This window comes from Providencia sp. PROV076, from assembly GCF_028483405.1.
Classification (GTDB): Bacteria; Pseudomonadota; Gammaproteobacteria; order Enterobacterales; family Enterobacteriaceae; genus Providencia; species Providencia huaxiensis.
The window spans coordinates 144,250-162,702 of record NZ_JAMPRR010000018.1; the positions used below are offsets into that span (position 1 = coordinate 144,250).

Annotated in this window: 14 protein-coding genes; 5 read left to right on the plus strand and 9 right to left on the minus strand. The window is 36.5% G+C overall.

What is annotated here, in order from left to right:
• Positions 1-387: 387 nt before the first annotated feature.
• The 8 genes from PSF67_RS13085 to PSF67_RS13120 all read right to left on the minus strand — a co-directional run bounded on the left by PSF67_RS13085 (position 388) and on the right by PSF67_RS13120 (position 8,701).
• Positions 388-882 carry a FidL-like protein gene (locus PSF67_RS13085; protein ID WP_102139058.1) on the minus strand — a complete coding sequence of 165 codons (495 nt, stop codon included), beginning with the start codon at positions 880-882 and terminating at the stop codon, positions 388-390.
• Entirely contained in the window at positions 875-1,660 is a 786-nt protein-coding gene (locus tag PSF67_RS13090) for a winged helix-turn-helix domain-containing protein (RefSeq protein ID WP_195698225.1), read from the minus strand. Before PSF67_RS13090 ends, PSF67_RS13085 begins: the two co-directional genes overlap by 8 nt.
• A gap of 322 nt (positions 1,661-1,982) precedes the next feature.
• Positions 1,983-2,660: a fimbrial protein gene (locus PSF67_RS13095; protein ID WP_102139060.1), complete on the minus strand. Its 678-nt coding sequence runs from the start codon at positions 2,658-2,660 to the stop codon at positions 1,983-1,985.
• Positions 2,661-2,755: 95 nt separating this feature from the next.
• Positions 2,756-4,372: a fimbrial protein gene (locus PSF67_RS13100; RefSeq protein WP_102139061.1), complete on the minus strand. Its 1,617-nt coding sequence runs from the start codon at positions 4,370-4,372 to the stop codon at positions 2,756-2,758.
• Positions 4,373-4,396: 24 nt separating this feature from the next.
• Positions 4,397-6,892 (minus strand): TcfC E-set like domain-containing protein, encoded by a 2,496-nt coding sequence (locus tag PSF67_RS13105; protein ID WP_272677042.1) that lies wholly within the window; start codon positions 6,890-6,892, stop codon positions 4,397-4,399.
• 19 nt (positions 6,893-6,911) lie between these two features.
• Positions 6,912-7,595, minus strand: a complete 684-nt coding sequence (locus PSF67_RS13110; protein WP_166266739.1) for a hypothetical protein — start codon at positions 7,593-7,595, stop codon at positions 6,912-6,914.
• 94 nt (positions 7,596-7,689) lie between these two features.
• Entirely contained in the window at positions 7,690-8,298 is a 609-nt protein-coding gene (gene ecpA, locus PSF67_RS13115; protein ID WP_004905392.1) for a common pilus major fimbrillin subunit EcpA, read from the minus strand.
• A 97-nt stretch (positions 8,299-8,395) separates the two neighbouring features.
• A complete protein-coding gene (locus PSF67_RS13120) occupies positions 8,396-8,701 on the minus strand; it encodes a helix-turn-helix domain-containing protein (RefSeq protein WP_102139064.1) in 306 nt (101 codons plus the stop codon).
• Between the two features lie 1,534 nt (positions 8,702-10,235).
• Here PSF67_RS13120 and tkt point away from each other — a divergent pair.
• The 4 genes from tkt (at position 10,236) to fbaA (ending at position 15,957) form a co-directional block, all read left to right on the plus strand.
• The gene (gene tkt / locus PSF67_RS13125; protein ID WP_272677043.1) at positions 10,236-12,230 is read left to right on the plus strand and encodes a transketolase; all 1,995 of its coding nucleotides are present in this window, start codon (positions 10,236-10,238) and stop codon (positions 12,228-12,230) included.
• A 315-nt stretch (positions 12,231-12,545) separates the two neighbouring features.
• The gene (gene epd / locus PSF67_RS13130) at positions 12,546-13,565 is read left to right on the plus strand and encodes an erythrose-4-phosphate dehydrogenase (protein WP_102139531.1); all 1,020 of its coding nucleotides are present in this window, start codon (positions 12,546-12,548) and stop codon (positions 13,563-13,565) included.
• 92 nt (positions 13,566-13,657) lie between these two features.
• A complete protein-coding gene (gene pgk / locus PSF67_RS13135) occupies positions 13,658-14,821 on the plus strand; it encodes a phosphoglycerate kinase (RefSeq protein ID WP_102139530.1) in 1,164 nt (387 codons plus the stop codon).
• A 59-nt stretch (positions 14,822-14,880) separates the two neighbouring features.
• Positions 14,881-15,957, plus strand: coding sequence for a class II fructose-bisphosphate aldolase (fbaA, locus tag PSF67_RS13140; protein ID WP_102139529.1), 1,077 nt, complete (start codon positions 14,881-14,883; stop codon positions 15,955-15,957).
• Positions 15,958-16,023: 66 nt separating this feature from the next.
• Here the strand turns inward: fbaA and PSF67_RS13145 are convergent, their stop codons facing one another.
• A complete protein-coding gene (locus tag PSF67_RS13145; RefSeq protein WP_272677045.1) occupies positions 16,024-16,905 on the minus strand; it encodes a LysR family transcriptional regulator in 882 nt (293 codons plus the stop codon).
• Positions 16,906-17,222: 317 nt separating this feature from the next.
• On the opposite strand from PSF67_RS13145, the gene PSF67_RS13150 reads away from it, so the two are divergent.
• Positions 17,223-18,407 (plus strand): sodium/glutamate symporter, encoded by a 1,185-nt coding sequence (locus PSF67_RS13150; RefSeq protein ID WP_238706851.1) that lies wholly within the window; start codon positions 17,223-17,225, stop codon positions 18,405-18,407.
• Positions 18,408-18,453: the final 46 nt, after the last annotated feature.

The following is an 18,453-nucleotide window of genomic DNA, read 5'->3' on the forward strand; positions in this document are numbered from 1 at the left end:
TTGATATTAATGTTAATAATGAGTATAGACTATTAAATCAAAATATAGGTTTTTATAGTTCAATAAAAACAATGCATTACATCAATCTTATAAATTGACTTAAAAGTGAGAATATAATAAACAATAAATGAAAAAAATGGATTTATAGTCATCTAAAAATAATTATTTATATTTTTACATAAAATTACAAAAAATATTTATAGATTAAGTTGAAAGAGTGATTTATTAGGGATTGATTTGGTACTTATCGGTAGGTAGCATATAAATTTAATTATAGGCAAAGCATAATTAAATCTGCTTAGTTGGATAAAAATGAAAAGGGCAACACGAGTAAGAGATACAATATTGATTATTACCTGAACTACTTTGTAAGTAGAACGCTATGTGTTAAATTTTATTTAATTTATCTTTCCTGTTACAGACAAAATATGGGCCAAATGAACTAGAGAAAAGGTACCAATCAGAAGTTATCTCATCAATTTCTACATATGCAATTGAATTTAGATTGAATACCTTGAAATATTTTTCAAATATATCATCAGGAACATTGTCATTTAAAGATTTTTTATCATAATTTATTGTTAATTTTAAATCCTTCACATACTTTCTTGATGATTGATTGAAATGAACAACTCGATTAACAGTATATGTCTTATCAGTTGTAATTGTTCCTAATAATTTAATATATCCACTGTTATCATTGTTTTTTACTAATTTCATATTTAGTGTATATGATGATTTGTTATTGGCTAATATGAAATTAGAGGAAACAGTTGCTTCACAATATTGTGTTTTACTTTTTTCTAAATTTAAGTAAAATAACAAGGAAACGATAATTAATGAAAAAAGTAGTATCAATGAATATAGTGTTTTATTAGTCATTTTTATCCTGCCAATTCACTCTTGTTGAAATGCAATCTTTGTTTTTTTTGCATTTTACTAATAAGCTATGTTTGTTTTTCCCTAAGTTTTGTATGTTGTTATAATAATAAAAAATATCAGAATCTTCACAGGTTAAGTTAAAATCAATTACTTGTTTGCTTATTGTGTCACTTATGTTTTTTTCATAATTATCTTTGAACCCATAAACAGGGCAATCTCCAATTGTGCTAATTTTGTATGATTGTATTGATGTATATGGAAATTTTACTGCATGAATTTGATTTATAAGGTAAATGATCACCAAAATTAAAAAAATACTAATTATCAATAATGTTTTTTTAACAATATGATTTTTATCACTAAGTAATAGTGATTTGTTAGATTTATTGCTTGAAGTGGGAGGGGGATCTAGGCTTTTCTCTATTTTATTATTGAATTTGGTAATCGATTCTTCAATTTGAATTTCAGAAGAGATCACAAGGCCTTTTTTTGATATGCTTAGGATCGCATTTTCAACTAAAAGCTGTTGATGTAATACCTTTCTTAATGTACTAATGTATTGGTTAAGGGTGTTTATCGAAACTTTTAAGTCATATTTATTTAATATTTTTTCTAGTATCTCTTCACGAGTGATAGTCGTTTTATTATTCTGAATTAGTATTATGAAAATATAATTCAACACGGGTGTTAATTTCATTACACTGAGTTCTGTTTCTACCCTAAATATTTCACCTAAGTCAGAGTTATATTTTATTATGTTGTTCAGTATATATATCATACATGACTCTTATTTAGTTATTAAAATATGTGCTTAGTTTGGTCACTTTTAGCTAACATGATAGTCATTGATTTTAAAGTAATTATATCAGTGTAATATACTACTCTCTTCTTGAGAAGAAAATATGAAAATAAATTTTTGTTTATAACGATTGGTTATATATGTAATGGCAAAAATTTCAGTGTATTGTATTAATGAAGCTGATATTTTTGTTTTGATGTCTCGCACATAGATAAAAAGCAGTATTAACCACTATTTTAAATCATAGAGACCTAAATTAATTTGCTATTTTTATTTTTTAATTTATTGATATAATTGAATTTTAGGTGCAATTGCCAATTGGGTAATATTTATCAAATATTACAATATATTTACGACTTTTCTTTTTAAGACGCTCATCTTTAGACTCTTGGCCGGGTAATAAGTAAAATACATAAGGCTCAGAATCATCATTAGCATCACAGCTTTCATGTAAGAGTACTCTAAAATAGGTATTACCCGTATTTTTTAGAGTGTTAGTACTTGGATTAAGCTCATATTTAAAATCTGGTTTTTGAGGTCTCACAACGAAATAGGTTTCTAGGCTAACCGTTGGGTAAAATAAAGGTCGCTTTTTTTGTTCATCATCATTACGCATATCAAGAGGGGTTTCGCTAATGATGATCTTATAATAGCGCTCGGTCTCATCGGCTTCTCCTCGATAAAAAATCTTAAAAAACTCTTGTTCCCCAGGTAATAAAATTTTCTTCAATGGAGTAAAAATAATCTCGCCATTATGGAGAGGTGCCCCATATTCTTGGTTACCTGGTTTATCAATTTTGTAGGCACTAAAACTATATAAATTAGTCTTATCTGTGTCGTTGATGTATGGCTTAGAAAAAAACTCTTGCCCTGACTCCATCGAAGAAATATCTGCATTGATATATAAAGCAATAGCATTATTGTAAAATACTGATAGCACAACTAATAATAGGATTTTAAGTAAATAAAATAGTTTCATATTAAAAAATCCAAACCAAAATTTAAGTGTATATGGGGTTCAATAAAAGGGGGACTTGAATTTTTACAAGTCGCCCTAAAAGTAGCCATTAGATATTATTGAATATCGGGCCCTGTCCAAATAGCTTTGACAGTTATTGTGCCACTTGCAGAAACGGTGCCTAGCCAATCAATACCATCCAATGTAAAAAATGATTCAGAGTCATTCATTGGAAATGATAAATCTAAGTTAGTTCGATAAAAAGACCCTAAATCCTCATTAGGCCTATCCCATGGTGTTTCAGACCATAATGCATTTTTTAATGAAATTTCATTATTATCACAACTTGCTCGGTGTGATTCTTTAGTGCCATTTTCATTTTTAAATGAAAGATAAGCGGAAAAAGGAACATTAAGTTTATTATCGCTTGAGGTAAATAAACAGTATGACTGTCCTTTTAATGTTGTGTTTGGTCCTTCAACTTTTGCTGTAATAGAGTCCGCTTGCCTTGGCCCGCTAGTCGTGACGATATAATTAAATTCTATCGGTGGCTCATCATTGCCGACTTTTCCTGTTTTGGATTGGTTTGGGTTAAAATCTGCAGGAATAATACTAATTCCATAATCTCTCGGTTTAATTATTAAGAAATTTGAAGGTGTAAATTCGTAAAATCCAGATTGAGGAAGTGGTGATTGAAAACCAAAAGTATATACACTATCAGCAAGTGTGACTGTTGAATTAGGTGAAGCGTCAACAATTGATTTTAAATATTCATTTGAGAGAAAAACTTCAATATTTTGTGAACCATTATTAAAGATCTCTGACATGTTTGTTGTTGATGACCAATTTGTCCAGCGTGTGCTGTTACTCCCTTTATATTGAATAAGTGCAGCACGGGGATCTCTAGCTAAACCTAACTTTGCACTATCAATATACATACGTACTGTAAATGTACCGCCGATAGATTGTCCTTGGGTTTCTAATTCAACCAACTTACAAATAATTCCAGAAGTATTTCCAACAATCCCTGTCGAGCAAAAATTAGAACCGAGCCCAATAGTTGGATTGCCATTGCTATCCACAAAGACTTCTTGTAAGGCGCCCGTTCCTTTTAGAATAATATTGCCTTTTTTATTGGTTGGAATGTAATGTTGTTGTGTTGTTGTTCTTCCTCCACTCGTCATACAGGTCGAGTTACTTAAATCATAATCGTCGCGGCTTGTGCAGGTTCTTAAATCAAAAGTGTACTCTGTTCCCGGTGGGATTTCGGCTAACCAGCGATAAAAAGATTCAGAAAATATTGGTCTTGAATATCCAGACTCACCCGGTGTTCCTGTTTGTTGGATTTTATATGCACCATTATCTCGTAATTGCTGAGCTGACCAATAAGACGTTGCCGGGCAATTTCGGTTATTTGTCATGCAACGATTCCCGATAAAAGGTTGGCTTACGGGAGAATTTTCTAACCAGATATCACCTGTATTATAAGTTGAGCTAAAAGGTGTTCCTGTATATCCCATATAGCCTAAACTATATTGTCTATTGCGCTGGTATTTTGTGAATACATTTGAGCCCGAGAAGCGTGGGTCAACTCTATTGGCAACAATAAAGAATTCGTTATCAACTTGGTTTTCAACAATGACATACTCTTGTAATGGCGCTGTTGCAGAAAACGAATTCGGTATCAGAACCGAAAATGAAATGAAAAATGCTGTTATCGATAATAATCGCATATTAAATTAGCCTTAAAGTGATAATTAACGTTTAGCCAATGCTTCTTGAGGTTGACATGTCACCTCACCGACCCACAATGCACCACGTGCACCTTGAAGGTTTAAATCTGCTTCGCAAATTGTTTGCTGATCATCTTGTAATAAAGATATCACTGGATATCGGACGTCAACGTCCATGGAAAACTCACCATTTTGGTCCGTTTTTGTGCGACCAATATGATTTCGAATTGAGGCATATTTTATATATTCACCATTTGGTGATTTCAGACGACCAAATACCGTGACTAATTGTCTTACCTCAGGTTGATAAAGAGCAATGTTCCCTGGGTATAATGTGACGGATTTATTTCGCCCTGAAACAATATCAAAACTGTCTTTTGATTTTCCATCATTCATTAATTGAATGTCATAATCCGAATAAGGGGATAATGGAATAAAGGTATTCTTTCCGCTAATTGGGTAATTCTGCCCATTTACTTTTGCGACCATGCTGCCGCTACCTTTTATATCGGAATTGATAATGACGCCCGATTTGCCTTGTTGCCCACTTTGCATGATCATGCCGTTGCTATATGCCACAGAGCCACGAGAGGTTAAATTACCATTAAGCCTGTTATTATCAGGGCGATTAATAGTCACGGTACCTGAGTTATATTTAGTATCATAAGAAGCATAGCCTAATGTTGAAAAATTGGATTCACCATTATCTTTATCTCGGACTAATTTGGAGACAGAAACTCCTGCATTGGTAATCACTGAATTTTCAAAATTCTTATTCGCATAAATATTTGCTTTCACATTACCATTTGTTGAGGAAACACCCGTGCTCAACCATGTTGATAAAGGTAAGGAAAAATCGAGGTTAATATATTTCTCGTTGGTGCTATTTTGATTATCATAATGATAACGCTGTACACCCGCCCTTAACCCCACCGTTCCATAACGGCCAGAGAATAATGTATTCGCATATTCATAGTTAATTGAATCACTGCCAATACGACGATCTTTAGTATTACTAATAGTCAGTGACCCTGTTCTATCAACTATTTTGTCAAAATTAATGGTCCCGCCATAAGAATAACTGTCAGCATCATAAAGTGGTAAGTCACCGCTCACTACAGTTTTTTCTTTAGATGCCCACAAAGAACCGTAACCTTCAGGTATATTGACCGAAAGAGTCGCTATGTTCCGATAACTACCATGGTTTTCTAGCATCCCTTGCCAGTTAACTGAGATATAGTTATTTAAAGCCGCATTGATACTTGTTTCTTGTACAACAAATTTATCAAATCCATAATTTGACATTTGAAAACGCACGCCAGACAACACTGGGAAGTTATAAGCGAAAGAGGCTCCGATTAAATGGCTTTTACCAGGAGTTTGACTCGTTGAGCCTTCATCTCTTACATAATGACGCTTATCAAAGTCAATATAACCACCATAAACTTCCCAATTGAGTTTATCAAAACCGCCTGTTATCGCACCGAAGGATTTATTAATTGTTTGGTGCTGTGTTGTGACAATTTTGCCATCGATAACCGTCTCAATAGTGACGTCGTAAATGCCATAGGGCAGTATACTTGTATCAATTTCAAAATTACCCATGGGAAAATTTTGAATATTTAATAATTTACCTTGTCGATAAATACGTACTTCACCAGGACTATTTAAAAAAGCATAAATCGGCGTGAGTGATTGCTGCTTATTTGTCACCATACTTGAGGAGTTGTTCCCTATTGATGCCGCATAAATTTTACTGCTGCTAAGGGCAGTTAAGCTGGCAATAGATTGCAAATTCCACGTACTCATTAGCCCAAGAGCAAAACGTAATCCGTTGAAGTCACGCTCATACATTGCACGATACAATTCAACATTAGAATTATATTTTCCAATGCTATATGCTGATGCATTTACATTAAAGTGATGTTCCGCAGCTGCGAATAATGTATCTAAATTGAAATAGCTACTGGATGTATCTTTTGAATCTTTAACACGGCTCTGAAATACCCCTAAATCATAGTTAGCTACTGCTGAAAATGAATTAACTGAAGAATTTCCTAGTACAGATTGCCGCGCATGTTCTTTTGGCGAAAAAGCAGCTTTATCAACATCTAATGATAAATTAAATGAAGAAATATTTAATTGAAGGGTTGCATTATTATCAATAACAATGCCATTACTTTCATTAAAAATGGCATCCTTTTTTTCTTCAAGTTTATCGATTAGTAAATTATTTAGTTTCGCACCGTGCTCATTTTCAATGAGATGAATACTTGATAATTTAATATTACCATGATCGACTACAATAACTGCATCTGCAATTTTGCTTTCGCTCTGATTGGTTACCGTATCATCATTTAGTCGTAAAAAAACAGGTACAGACATTCCTTCTTCCAATGCACTAACAAATGCAGGAGGAATAATATATCCACCGATCTTAACGCTTTTCATTTCATTGGCATTAATCGTATTCGAAAAAATAATACTTAATATTGATAAAGCAATAGAACTTTTACGCATAATTTAAGTCCATTCTTAATTATTTGACAACAATGAACTCTCCTTTGTGCCAAATACCTACGCTTGATTTTTTATTTGTGACATCGACAAATTGTAATTTGACGGCTAAATTTGGCATGAGGTAATAACGCTCGCGGCAAATACCATCCACTCCGTGTTTTTGTTTTTCTGCTAAACAAGGGCCTGAAGCCACTACACGGAAGGTGCTGTTTCCAGTATTCGAAACTTGAGAACTAGTGTATTTATAATTAAATTTTTCAATTCTTGGTGCGACTACGAGAATTGTACTAATTGTTGCTGATGTTGTTGCTGATGCCGATTTTGCACTTTGTGTAACACCACTCTCGCCAATAGGATCATCTTTCCAATTTAATCTATAGTAACGTTCTTTATTATCTTTTGGGCCTTGATAAATTATCTTAAATATATCTTTTGCATTCCCTGGGAGAATTAAGTTGGCGGGCGTTGATAATATTTCATTAGGGTCATTAACTGGAATTACTTTTCCAGTATCAAGTGGTGAATCTATTTTTTCTATCGTTAAATTTACCAATCTTGCGGTATCTACTGTATTTTCAATTTCTTTAGAGAAGGTGTCTTCATTCGATGATATTATTTCAGTAATGTTTCCCACGTTGACAGCAAAACTGTTTTTTAATGGTAACCATGATAATAAAATTAATGCTAATGTTATCTTTTTCATAATCGTAAATTTCAAAAATGAATGACGATAAAGATATTATTTCCCTATAGTATCTTTATCGTAATATTTAATTATCTAATAAGGGGATATTGAATTAAGGAGCTGGCGTGAAATCACCGTCCCAAGTTGCAGTAAATTGAACTTTCACATCACCATCCCATGTACCATCAGTCAGTGCTTTAAAGTCAGTCGCTGCACCATCAGCTTCAGCGCCAGCAATAACAAAGGTGAATTCACCGCGATCTGCTGCACGCTCAGAGCCATTATAGATACCATCAGCCGCTAAATTGTCTAAACCAGAAGTTAAACCGGTTGATGTATCAATTAATACTAAATCATTATTTTTAGTCAGATCTTCGCCATTCCATTTAACCCCAACAGTTAATTTAGAATCGTCAGTTGTTCTTGCTAATGTATTAGCAATAATTTTTGATGCTAATTTAAAATCTGTTGCACCAGCTTGGCCTTGAATAGCGATATCAAATGCTCCATTTTGTTGGTTAAAGCTTTTTTGGCCTTCGGCATAATTAAAAGTTAAACTTCTTAATGGAGTCACAACTAACATACTTGTCGTGTCTTTAATTGCAGTCGCTTGCCATGTTGCTGTTGCTTGAGCGGTGCGTGTATCTGCATTTGCAGCTGTAGCAAAAGAAGCTGCGATAATTGTTGATAACAATACAGAAGCCATTTTTTTATTTAACATACTAATCTCTCTTTTTATATTGATAGAAAACAATAGTAAAATTAGTTATTTAATTTTTACATATTGATATGGTTTTATTGAATTTAAAATGGAATATTTAAATATCTTTCATGCTGTTTATTAATATTTGGATTGTTTTTTTACTTAAAATTATATCGTTTCTTTTATTTTCTTCAGAGAAACAATCAATATAGTAAATCATTTCAATCCATCTTTTATCTAAAACGGTTAAGATTTCATTTAATTGGTCTAGCGATAATGAACTGCTACCAGTTTCATAGCGAGATACCTGTTGTTGGCTAATGTTAATTAATTCTGCCAACTGTTTTCCTGTCATGTTTTTTTCTTTGCGTGATTTTCGTAAATAATTTCCTACATGACTACTAATTATATTAGCTTTCATTTTTTCAGCCTCTAATATTAATAGATCTATTTATATGATATTCGTTAACTCACTCGCTTGTTTAATTGAGTGTTATAATAAATACATTAAAAAAAGAGTAAATGGCTGGATTTCTATTAAAAAGTTATTATTAATAGGTTTTTTCTATTGATATTGTTTTTTTTGGCATTATCTAATTGAAAAACACACTCCCACCAGTTTAATTGGTTAAAAATACACTTAATAGTGTTGAAATAAGGGGATTTAATAAAAAAATACACTAAATAAGTGTAAAATTATTATAATTGTTAACAAATGTATATTTAATTAAGAAGCATAAAGAATCCACATTGAAAGTTACAATTTATTACAATTAAAAGGGGGGATAATTTAGAATAAAGGCGGGATACTAATTATATTGGTAAAATTATAATTTTTGATGTGTTTTTAGCCCTATTATTTATTAATAACTCAACTAACTAGTTTAATGTGTATGATGTTAAAATTCCGCTTCGTTAACTAGATATATGATATAACATCAATGTTTAGTAGATTGATACTATAGTATCAACTTTTTCATATCTTGACCCTATTGTGATACATGGGGTTTAGGCCTAAGATTTCGCCTTACAGGCCAATTTATTTTCTATAACCTCATCAGGTTTTTACCAGTGAAAATAGAATCAGCGATAGGTTACTACGCTCTCTAGTGTCCCTTATTTTAATTTCAGCAATATCGATTATGATGTCTTTATCTGTGGATGCAGCGTGCTATAGAAATAATAATGGGTAAGGCTTTCTCTTTGTAATTAGGTCACTAAATGCATATAGGTTTTGCAGTGCCTAATACTATACACGTTTGTTCTAAAAGCAATTCTTCAGTTAGGGATTCACTAATTATTACTTAATAAGTTAGATATACGGATCCACCTAACCGCTAATTAAGATTGCACTGTTGTCTTTTGAAAGTCACTTTCATTCAAAACTATACATATAAGAACTGTGAACTGTATAGGAATTTCTGTTGTAAAAACGTTGGTTGTTAGAAGTGCACGCACTATCTATTTCTGATCATTAGAAGTGGTGGGTATTTCAGCATAAACAAAAATACTCGGGTATATTGAGTTTTTTTGCCTAAAACTTTGCCAATTATCACTAATGTGGCAGCTAAATGTGCTAGATACATAAATCATCTTGATCCCAGACACCGAACTCAGGTTTAATAAGGTTAGTCACTTGCGCAAAAATGTAAGCCTTAAGGGATATTTTGCGCAATAGAATGGATTCAGCTTTGCGGCAGTTCAATTTATTTGCGATCTGCTGCCATGAACATAGCAAATATTGCGGTATAGGTAGAATTGGGTTACTTTCAATCGCTCTATTCGTGAAATGCTCAGTTTGTTGGCGATGTGTTGTAGTTCCTTAGGGAAAGGAGCATATGGCGATACATCGGTAAATTGACATTTTCATGTTACAGCGAAATTAAAGTAGCACTATCTGTATTGCGTTGAAAAAATTGGTTTAAGTACGTTTTTATCCTACCTGGAGTATACTGATGACGACTCGTAAAACCCTTGCTAATGCTATCCGCTTTCTAAGTATGGATGCGGTTCAAAAAGCAAAATCAGGGCATCCTGGCGCGCCAATGGGCATGGCTGATATTGCTGAAGTACTGTGGCGTGACCATATGAATCATAACCCAGCAAACCCACACTGGGTAGATCGTGACCGTTTTGTTCTATCAAATGGCCATGGTTCTATGTTGATCTATAGCTTGCTGCATCTTGCAGGTTATGACTTACCTATCGAAGAGTTAAAAAACTTCCGCCAACTACACTCTAAAACACCAGGCCACCCAGAATATGGTTATACTCCAGGCGTTGAAACAACAACCGGTCCTTTAGGTCAAGGTATTGCAAACGCAGTGGGCTTTGCGGTTGCAGAACGCACATTAGCAGCGCAATTCAACCGTCCTGGTCATGATGTTGTAGACCACCACACTTATGTGTTCATGGGTGATGGTTGTATGATGGAAGGTATCTCGCATGAAGCGTGTTCTTTAGCGGGTACACTGAAATTAAATAAATTGATCGCATTCTATGATGACAACGGCATCTCTATTGATGGTGAAGTTGAAGGTTGGTTTACTGACGACACAGCAGCACGCTTTGAGTCTTATGGCTGGCATGTTATTCGTGATATCGACGGCCATGATGCATCACAGATCAACGCAGCAATCAATGAAGCGAAGAAACAAGCTGATAAACCAACACTGATTATGTGTAAAACGATCATTGGTTTTGGTTCACCAAATAAAGCCGGTTCTGAATCTGTTCATGGTGCACCTTTAGGTGATGCTGAAATTGCAGCAACTCGTGAAGCTCTAGGTTGGAACTACGGTCCATTTGAAATTCCTAAAGATATCTACGAAGCTTGGGATGCTCGCACCGCAGGTAAAGAAAAAGAAAGCGCATGGGATAAAAAATTCGCCGCTTATGCAGCACAATTCCCTGAATTAGCTGCGGAGTTTACTCGTCGTATGAATGGTGAATTACCGGCTAGTTTCGACGCAGATGCGAAACAATTCGTTGAAAACTTGCAGCAAAACCCAGCGAATATTGCCAGCCGTAAAGCATCACAAAATGCATTAGAAGCGTTCGGTAAAGTTTTACCTGAATTTATGGGCGGTTCTGCAGACTTGGCGCCAAGTAACTTAACTATGTGGTCAGGCTCCAAAGCACTGAATGTTGACCCAGCGGGTAACTACATTCACTACGGTGTTCGCGAATTTGGTATGTCAGCTATCATGAACGGTATCGCGTTACATGGTGGTTTCATTCCTTACGGCGCGACATTCCTGATGTTCGTTGAATACGCACGTAATGCGGTTCGTATGGCTGCACTGATGAAAGTGCGTAGCATCTTTGTTTATACCCACGATTCTATTGGTCTGGGTGAAGATGGCCCGACTCACCAACCAGTTGAGCAACTGGCGAGCCTGCGTGTGACACCAAATCTCAGCACATGGCGTCCTTGTGACCAAGTTGAATCTGCGGTGGCATGGAAATATGCTATTGAACGTAAAGATGGCCCAAGCGCTTTAATCTTCTCTCGTCAGAATTTAGAGCAACAACCTCGTACTGCTGAGCAATTAGCCAATATCGAGAAAGGGGCTTATGTCCTGAAAGATTGTGCAGGTACGCCTGAATTAATCTTTATTGCGACAGGTTCTGAAGTGGAGCTGGCAGTTAAAGCAGCTGACCAACTGACAGCGGAAGGCCGTAAAGTTCGCGTTGTATCAATGCCTTCTACTGATGCATTCGATAAACAAGATGCGGCATACCGTGAAGCAGTATTACCTGCCAATGTGACAGCGCGTGTTGCTATCGAAGCAGGTATTGCAGATTACTGGTTCAAGTACACTGGCTTAAACGGTGCCATCATCGGTATGCATACCTTTGGTGAATCTGCACCAGCGGAAGAACTGTATAAAGAGTTCGGCATCACTGCAGAAAAAGCAGTTGAAGCTGCGAAATCTCTTCTGAAATAAGTGATTGCATTTTGGGGTATCCATGTGCGGATGCCCCTCGTAATCATGTTTTGCTGAACAACGCCTAATGATAAGTTAGGCGTTGTTTTTTTGTGCACCGATTAACGATTTTCTATTGCGTTCTGTAAATATATCCCTTACTCTAACCTTAGATAAGCTGAACCGTTTCAGTTGCATGCTACTGAATGAAAATATTTTTTAAAAATGTCGGTTGAAGCACACTTTTGATGTTTGACAGCTAAAATGAGCAGTAGAGTTGGTGTGAGTCAGTTATCCTTAGCAACCGTGTGATTTTGCTCAGATACAAGGTGTAGAATGGCAATCAGGGTAGCAATAAACGGCTTTGGCCGCATTGGTCGAAGTGTTTTAAGAGCGTTGTATGAATCAGGCCGTCGGGCAGAGATTGTCGTGGTGGCGATTAATGAACTGGCTGAACCTGAAGGTATTGCGCATTTGCTGAAGTATGATTCCAGTCATGGGCGTTTTGCTTGGGATGTGCGGCTTAACGGTACACTTTTGCAAGTTGGTGATGACAATATTCGCTTGTTTCATCAGCCGGCTATTCATGAATTACCTTGGAAAGAGTTAGGCATTGATGTTGTGTTGGATTGCAGTGGGGCTTATGGCTCAAGGGATGACGGTTTACAACATTTAGCCGCAGGTGCTAAAAAAGTGCTATTTTCTCATCCCGGAACCGATGACCTTGATGCGACGATTGTTTATGGGGTTAACCATGAGACTTTAACCGCTCAAGACAAAATTGTTTCCAATGCCTCTTGTACCACCAATTGTATTATTCCAATTATTAAATTACTTGATGAGGCATTTTCGATTGAGTCGGGAACGGTGACGACGATCCATGCGTCAATGAATGACCAGCCTGTTATCGATGCCTATCATAAAGATTTACGCAGAACTCGCGCGGCGAGTCAGTCTATCATTCCTGTTGATACCAAGTTAGCAGCAGGAATTACGCGAATTTTTCCGAAATTTAAAGACCATTTTGAAGCTATTTCTGTTCGTGTACCGACGACGAATGTGACAGCAATTGATTTGAGTGTTACCGTACATGACGATGTCTGTGTTGAAAAAGTCAATCAGCTACTGCGAGGCGCTGCACAAGGGTATTTTCGTGGTATAGTGGACTACACAGAATTACCGCTGGTCTCGATGGATTTCAATCATGATCCACACAGTGCTATTATTGATGGTACACAAACGCGAGTTAGTGGTAAGCATTTAATTAAAACCCTAGTTTGGTGTGATAACGAATGGGGGTTTGCTAACCGGATGCTAGATACAACATTAGCAATGGCAGCGACAGGTTTAAACTAATTGGCGACTGACAGACAGCAGGGCATGATAACATTATTGCTTTGCACAGCCGCTGATGGAAACTTTATAGAGAATCAACGAGAGGATTCACCATGTCTGTAATTAAGATGACCGATTTAGACTTAGCGGGTAAACGCGTATTCATCCGTTCTGACTTAAACGTTCCTGTAAAAGATGGCAAAGTTACTTCTGATGCACGTATCCGTGCTTCATTACCAACAATTGAAGCTGCTCTGAAACAAGGCGCTAAAGTCATGGTCACTTCTCACCTTGGTCGTCCGACCGAAGGCGAGTACAACGAAGAGTTTTCACTGCAACCTGTTGTTGACTATCTGGCCGACAAAATGGATTACCCAGTTCGTTTAGTGAAAGACTACTTGAATGGTGTTGAAATCAACGCTGGCGAGTTAGTTGTGCTAGAAAACGTTCGCTTTAATAAAGGTGAGAAAAAAGACGACGAAACGCTGTCAAAACAATATGCGGCATTATGTGATGTTTACGTCATGGACGCATTTGGTACGGCTCACCGTGCGCAGGCATCTACACATGGTGTGGCAAAATTCTCTCCAGTGGCTTGTGCAGGCCCATTATTGAGCGGCGAATTAGAAGCTCTGGGTAAAGCATTAGATAACCCAGCTCGCCCAATGGTTGCGATTGTTGGTGGTTCTAAAGTGTCAACTAAACTGACTGTTTTAGATTCTCTATCTAAAATTGCAGACCAACTGATTGTTGGTGGCGGTATTGCGAATACCTTTATCGCAGCAGAAGGCAATAATGTTGGCCGTTCATTATATGAAGCGGACTTAATCCCTGAAGCGAAAAAATTACTGGCTAACTGCCAAATTCCAGTACCAACCGATGTTCGTGTTGCTACCGAGTTCTCTGAAACTGCGCCAGCAACCTTGAAAGCAAGTACTGAAATTAAAGACGACGAACAAATTCTGGATTTAGGAGACGAATCTGCACAACGTTTGGCTGAGATCCTGAAAAATGCCAAAACCATTCTTTGGAATGGCCCTGTTGGCGTATTTGAGTTCCCTAATTTCCGTAAAGGTACGGAGATCGTTGCAAAAGCAATCGCAGACAGCGACGCATTCTCTATTGCTGGTGGTGGTGACACACTAGCAGCTATCGATTTATTCGATATTGCTGACAAAATTTCATATATCTCTACTGGTGGCGGTGCTTTCCTTGAGTTCGTTGAAGGCAAAAAGCTCCCTGCCGTTGTGATGCTAGAAGAACGTGCTAAAGCGTAATTAATTGTTCATACACAACAGGCAGCGTAGGCTGCCTGTTTACCACAGGACCTTTTCACATGTCTAAAATTTTTGATTTTGTTAAACCGGGTGTTCTTACTGGTGATGATGTACAGAAAGTTTTCGCAGTTGCTAAAGAAAATAACTTTGCATTGCCAGCAGTGAACTGTGTTGGTACGGATTCAATTAACGCCGTACTTGAAACGGCTGCTAAAGTGCGTGCGCCAGTTATTGTGCAGTTTTCTAATGGCGGAGCTGCATTTATCGCAGGTAAAGGCCTGAAAGCTGAAGGCCAACAAGCGGCAATTTTAGGTGCTATCTCTGGTGCCCATCATGTACACCAAATGGCTGAGCACTACGGTGTTCCTGTTATTCTGCATACCGACCACTGTGCGAAGAAATTACTGCCATGGATCGACGGTCTGTTAGATGCGGGTGAAAAGCACTACGCGAAAACAGGTAAACCACTGTTCTCTTCTCACATGATTGACCTGTCTGAAGAATCACTGGAAGAAAACATCGAAATCTGTGCTAAATATTTAGCGCGTATGGCTAAAATCGATATGACACTCGAAATCGAATTAGGCTGTACCGGTGGCGAAGAAGACGGTGTTGATAACACGGGTATGGACAGCTCTGAGCTGTACACTCAACCAGAAGACGTTGCATACGCATACGAAAAACTGAATGCAGTAAGCCCTCGTTTCACTATCGCGGCTTCTTTCGGTAACGTTCACGGTGTTTATAAACCAGGTAACGTCCAGCTAACGCCAAAAATTCTGCGTAATTCACAAGACTACGTTTCAGAAAAATATAACCTGCCACACAACAGCTTAGACTTCGTATTCCACGGTGGTTCTGGCTCAAGTGCTGCTGAAATCAAAGAAGCAGTGAGCTACGGTGTTATCAAAATGAACATCGATACTGATACCCAGTGGGCAACTTGGGATGGTATTTTACAGTACTACAAAAAGAACGAAGGCTATCTGCAAGGTCAGTTAGGTAACCCAGAAGGTGCGGATAAACCTAACAAAAAATACTATGACCCACGTGTATGGCTGCGTAAAGCACAAGAGTCAATGGTTGTTCGTTTAGAGCAAGCATTTAAAGAACTGAACTGTGTTGATGTACTGTAATTAACATTCGTTAAGTTTTTACTTTTAAAATCCCCCAGTGAGGTGACTTGCTGGGGGATTTTTTGATCATGTAGATACTGGTGCTTTACTTAATTGTGAAAGTAGTTTTAAAAACAGAGCTTCACTTTGTGTTAGCGGTTTACTAGCCTCGGTGATTGCACATATGCGGTTATGAAAGACAGGGGAGTCGCTCATTTCTATGAGTGAATGGCGGAAATTAATATGTGAGGCATAGTCTTCCGGTAAAATTCCGACATAGTGACCTGAAGCGATAAAGGTGGCTACGGCCTCAAGGCCAGCGGCTTCGGGGCCTCGGCTAAATTCACCCGATGCTAAAATACTTTCAGTGAATGGGTGTGGCCGATAAACCAATGCTAGATTATGTTTGTTGTTGGCCGTATTCGCAGAAACATAAAGCTTATGGTTTTCTATAAATAAGAATTGGTAATTAAAACGGCTATTTTCGTGATATTGCCCGCGAATACCGATTTGAATTGTTCTATCACTAAGCGCTTTATTTAATTGATTATGGTTGAGTATACTTAGCTCTAATTTAACATTAGGTGCCTCTTGGGTAAATTGAGCGATAGTGGCTGATAGATGGCAGAGTGGATCCGTTAATATATGTTCAATAACACCAATAACTAATGTTCCAGATAAAATCCCATGGCGTTCATCAACTTCAGTTTTGATATTATCTAATGCTTTCAAAGCGGTATTGGCTTTTTCGATAACAAATAAGCCTGACTCAGTTAGCTTAAAGCCAGAAGGACCCCTTTCACACAATTGAACCCCGAGTTTTTCTTCAATTTCACGGATATGGCGGCTTATTGACGCTTTTGACATATTTAGTTTTTTTTCTGCAATGGTAAAGCCACCAGCTTCTGCAACGGAAGTAAAAACACGTAATGATTTTAAGTCTTTTTCAGTTAATTTTTTATTATGCATATTTATACCTATTACGTGAAATCAATCACTAAATGCTAATCTATCTTATTTTTTATTGCGATACAAATAGCATAATTAATACTGCTTTATTTTAAATGTTAAAATTGTTTTTATTTATATAAAAGGTTTCATTTTATGAAACCATAGGATCAAAAATATCACTTTTATTCCTAGTGGATACGTATATCTTAAAGTTGTAGTTGTTAATAGATTATTACCAAAGTGGCGCCACAAAATAATAATTAATCCAAATATATATAAATACAAAAGGATTCTAATTTATGGTCACAGATGAATTGTTAACAATAAAATTAGATATGATTACATTTACAGCATTAGGGGCTTTGTTGTTAATCGCTAGCAATGTAATTATAAAGAAATTTCCATTTTTTATGAAATATTCAATTCCTAGTCCGGTTATCGGCGGGTTTATGTTTTCTATTGTAATGTGGATAGCTTATCAATTTAATATTGTAGAGCTTAATTTTGATAACACATTATATGATTTATCAATGTATATATTTTTCGTCACAATAGGTTTAATGACGGGGGTTAAATTATTAGTGAGTGGTGGAAAAATATTACTGATTTATATGGTGATTTGCTGGGGCTTGGCATTTATGCAAAACGGCGTCAGTATTGGTTTATCGTATGTTTTAGATATTGAGCCACTAGTTGCTATGATGGCAGGCCAAGCCTCGATGCAAGGTGGTCATGGTATGGCGGCATCTTTAGCACCGCTGATTGAGTCCTTTGGTCACAACCAAGCCCTGAATGTTGGGTTAGCGGCTTCGACCTTTGGTTTGATTGCAGGGTCAATTCTAGGTGGGCCTGTTGGGAACTGGTTAATCCAAAGAAATAAATTAAAGATTGAAACTGACCATGTTGATTTAGAAAATTTAGCGGAAAGTAACGATACTGAGGATAAAATTACAGCTCAACAATGTATTATTACAGGTGCAGTTATTTTAAGCGTACTCGCTATCGGAATGCCGACAGCAAAATGGATAAGCACAGTAACAGGGTTTACTATTCCTGGCCATATTTTTAGTTTGTTTATCGGCGTTATATTTCATTCAATTAATGAAAGAAAACCGATGATTAAAATATCTCGCAATACAGTTGTATTATTTTCCACTCTATCACTAGAAATGTTTTTAGTGATGGCAATGATGAAGCTAAAACTTTGGGAATTATATGAGTTAGCGTTACCTCTAACTATCATATTAATATCACAAGTCATTACAACAATATTAGTGGCTATATTTGTTGTTTACCGTGCATTAGGTAAAAACTATGATGCCGCTGTTATGTCAGCAGGTTTTATTGGGCATGGTTTAGGTGCAACACCAAATGGCTTAGTGGTAATGGATGCTATTTGTAATAAATACGGTTTATTCTCACGAAAGGCATTCATTATTATACCAATCGCTGGAACGGTATTAACAGATATTGTTGGTGTCCCTCTATTTGTATTCTTAGCTAACACATTTGGTGGCTAAGAAATAAAAAACAAAAGAAAGAAAACTAAATCTAAGAAGGAATAGT

Bases quoted from the DNA above. Each gene is read 5' to 3' on its own strand.
- fbaA (WP_102139529.1), top strand. From the start codon at position 14,881: ATGTCTAAAATTTTTGATTTTGTTAAACCGGGTGTTCTTACTGGTGAT.
- pgk (WP_102139530.1), top strand. From the start codon at position 13,658: ATGTCTGTAATTAAGATGACCGATTTAGACTTAGCGGGTAAACGCGTA.
- PSF67_RS13105 (WP_272677042.1), bottom strand. From the start codon at position 6,892: ATGCGTAAAAGTTCTATTGCTTTATCAATATTAAGTATTATTTTTTCG.
- PSF67_RS13120 (WP_102139064.1), bottom strand. From the start codon at position 8,701: ATGAAAGCTAATATAATTAGTAGTCATGTAGGAAATTATTTACGAAAA.
- PSF67_RS13085 (WP_102139058.1), bottom strand. From the start codon at position 882: ATGACTAATAAAACACTATATTCATTGATACTACTTTTTTCATTAATT.
- PSF67_RS13100 (WP_102139061.1), bottom strand. From the start codon at position 4,372: ATGCGATTATTATCGATAACAGCATTTTTCATTTCATTTTCGGTTCTG.
- PSF67_RS13145 (WP_272677045.1), bottom strand. From the start codon at position 16,905: ATGCATAATAAAAAATTAACTGAAAAAGACTTAAAATCATTACGTGTT.
- epd (WP_102139531.1), top strand. From the start codon at position 12,546: ATGGCAATCAGGGTAGCAATAAACGGCTTTGGCCGCATTGGTCGAAGT.
- ecpA (WP_004905392.1), bottom strand. From the start codon at position 8,298: ATGTTAAATAAAAAAATGGCTTCTGTATTGTTATCAACAATTATCGCA.
- PSF67_RS13110 (WP_166266739.1), bottom strand. From the start codon at position 7,595: ATGAAAAAGATAACATTAGCATTAATTTTATTATCATGGTTACCATTA.
- PSF67_RS13090 (WP_195698225.1), bottom strand. From the start codon at position 1,660: ATGATATATATACTGAACAACATAATAAAATATAACTCTGACTTAGGT.
- PSF67_RS13095 (WP_102139060.1), bottom strand. From the start codon at position 2,660: ATGAAACTATTTTATTTACTTAAAATCCTATTATTAGTTGTGCTATCA.
- PSF67_RS13150 (WP_238706851.1), top strand. From the start codon at position 17,223: ATGATTACATTTACAGCATTAGGGGCTTTGTTGTTAATCGCTAGCAAT.
- tkt (WP_272677043.1), top strand. From the start codon at position 10,236: ATGACGACTCGTAAAACCCTTGCTAATGCTATCCGCTTTCTAAGTATG.